Source organism: Streptomyces sp. NPDC057654 (genome assembly GCF_042800135.1).
Classification (GTDB): Bacteria; Actinomycetota; Actinomycetes; order Streptomycetales; family Streptomycetaceae; genus Streptomyces.
The window spans coordinates 1-2,340 of sequence record NZ_JBHVHQ010001113.1 but is presented as its reverse complement, the minus strand read 5'-3'; the positions used below and the strand labels follow the sequence as shown (position 1 = coordinate 2,340).

The following is a 2,340-nucleotide window of genomic DNA, read 5'->3' as shown; positions in this document are numbered from 1 at the left end:
CGCCCCTGCACCCGGCCCCGGCCCGGCCGAGCGGACGGCCCGTACGGTGGCCCGCCCCCCTCCGTCGACGCCGCAAGGCCCCGGCGGGGCAGCTCGTACGCCATCCCGCCGGGCGGCGGTGCCCGGCCGCACCCCGGCCTTGCCCCGGCCGCACGTGCCCGGAACGGGCACGCGACGCCCCGGCGGTCGTCACGCCCTTACCCGCCCCTGTCGGCGCAGCCGGCAACGGTGGGCCCGGCGACCGGCCGGAACGTCCGCGGCACCGGGCGCGCCCGGCGCGTATCGGCACCCCATCGGCGCCGCCAAGCACATGTCGGCGGGCTGTCGGTGTCCTGTCGACGGGGCCTGGGACCTTGTTGCCATGACGCGATACAACGACCTCAAGAAGAGCGGCGGCAACGCCGTGGAGGTCCGGGGGCTGGTCAAGCACTACGGCGCGACCAAGGCCCTGGACGGAGTGGACCTCGATGTGCGCGAGGGGACGATCCTCGGTGTGCTGGGGCCGAACGGGGCGGGGAAGACCACGCTCGTACGGGTGCTGGCGACGCTGCTGCGGCCCGACGCGGGGACCGCGCGGGTGGCCGGGTACGACGTGCTCAAGCAGCCCCGGCAGCTGCGCCGGGTGATCGGGCTGACGGGGCAGTACGCCTCGGTGGACGAGAAGCTGTCCGGGTACGAGAACCTGTACATGATCGGGCGGCTGCTCGACCTCTCCCGCACCGAGGCCCGCCGCCGGGCGGACGACCTGCTGGAGCGGTTCTCGCTGACGGACGCCGCCAAGAAGCCCGCGATGCAGTACTCCGGCGGCATGCGGCGCCGCCTCGACCTGGCGGCGTCCCTGACCGGGCATCCCTCCGTTCTCTATCTGGACGAGCCGACCACCGGCCTCGACCCGCGCACCCGCAACGAGGTGTGGGAGGAGGTGCAGCGGATGGTCGGCGAGGGCAGCACCGTGCTCCTCACCACGCAGTACATGGAGGAGGCGGAGCAGCTCGCCCACGAGCTGACCGTCTTCGACCGCGGCCGCGTCATAGCCGGCGGCGAGGTGAACGAGCTGAAGGCGAAGGTCGGCGGCCGCACCCTGCGGATCCGCCCGACGGACCGCGGCGAACTGCCCCGCATGGTCGGCGCGCTGGCCCAGGCCGGGCTGGACGGCGTCGGCGGCGCGACCATCGACGAGGCCGAGGGCGTCGTCAACGTCGCGATCATCAGCGACGAGCAGCTCACGGCCGTCGTCGGCCTGCTGGGCGAGCGCGGCTTCGCGATCGCCGGGATCGACACCCATCTGCCCAGCCTGGACGAGGTGTTCCTGGCCATCACCGGCCAGAAGACGTCCCTGGCCGACGGGGACGAGGACGGGGACGGCGGCGCGGACTCCGGTGCCCGTGCGCAGGAGCGCGCCGGGGCCGCCGTATGAGCTCCCGTCATGACGCTCGACACCACCGCAGCACCCACCGAAGCGAGGTACGCGCATGAGCGCCGCCACCCTGACCGCGCCCGCGCGGCCCACGAACGACGGCGAGGGCCGCATCGGCCTGCGCGCCAACCTGCGGCACATCGGCGCGCTCGCCCGCCGCAACCTGCTCCAGATCAAGCAGGACCCGGAGTCGATGTTCGACGTCCTGCTGATGCCGGTCATCTTCACCCTGCTGTTCACGTACGTCTTCGGCGGCGCGATCTCCGGCAAGGGCAACCAGCAGGAGTACGTCAGCTACCTGATCCCCGGCCTCATGGCGATGAACGGCATGAACATCGCCATGGCGGTGGGCACCGGCGTCAACGAGGACTTCCGCAAGGGGGTGATGGACCGGTTCCGCACCATGCCGATAGCCCGGTCCTCCGTCCTCATCGCGAAGATCGTCGTGGAGATCGGGCGCATGGTGGTCGCCACGGCGATCCTGCTGATCATGGGCTTCGTGCTGGGCATGTCGATCGACGGGTCCGTGTTCCACGTGCTCGGCGCGGTGGTGCTCTCCCTGGTCTTCGGCGCCTCGCTGATGTGGATCTTCATTCTGCTGGGCCTGGCGATGAAGACGCCGCAGGCCGTCCAGGGCCTCGCGATGATCGTGATCATGCCGCTCCAGTTCGGCAGCTCGATCTTCACGCCGACCTCGTCGATGCCGGGCTGGCTGGAGGGGTTCACCAAGGTCAACCCGCTGTCCAACCTCGCGGACGCCTCGCGCAGCCTGTTCAGCGGGCACGGGGCGGTCGCCCAGCCGGTCCTGATCACCCTCGCCTGGGCGGTCGCCATCACGCTGGTGACCGCGCCGCTGGCCGTACGCAAGTTCCGCAGCAAGACCTGAGCGGCGAGCCCGAACGGGCCCCCTCACACCAGGGCGG

General features: G+C 71.8%; 2 protein-coding genes. Both read left to right on the top strand.

All coding sequences use genetic code 11. The features are described 5' to 3' along the window. The first annotated feature begins 361 nt into the window (after window positions 1-361). On the top strand, window positions 362-1,417 hold the full coding sequence (locus ACFU99_RS41060; protein WP_384403129.1) for an ATP-binding cassette domain-containing protein: 1,056 nt from the start codon (window positions 362-364) through the stop codon (window positions 1,415-1,417). A 55-nt stretch (window positions 1,418-1,472) separates the two neighbouring features. Continuing rightward, window positions 1,473-2,303: an ABC transporter permease gene (locus ACFU99_RS41055; protein WP_384403126.1), complete on the top strand. Its 831-nt coding sequence runs from the start codon at window positions 1,473-1,475 to the stop codon at window positions 2,301-2,303. Window positions 2,304-2,340: the final 37 nt, after the last annotated feature.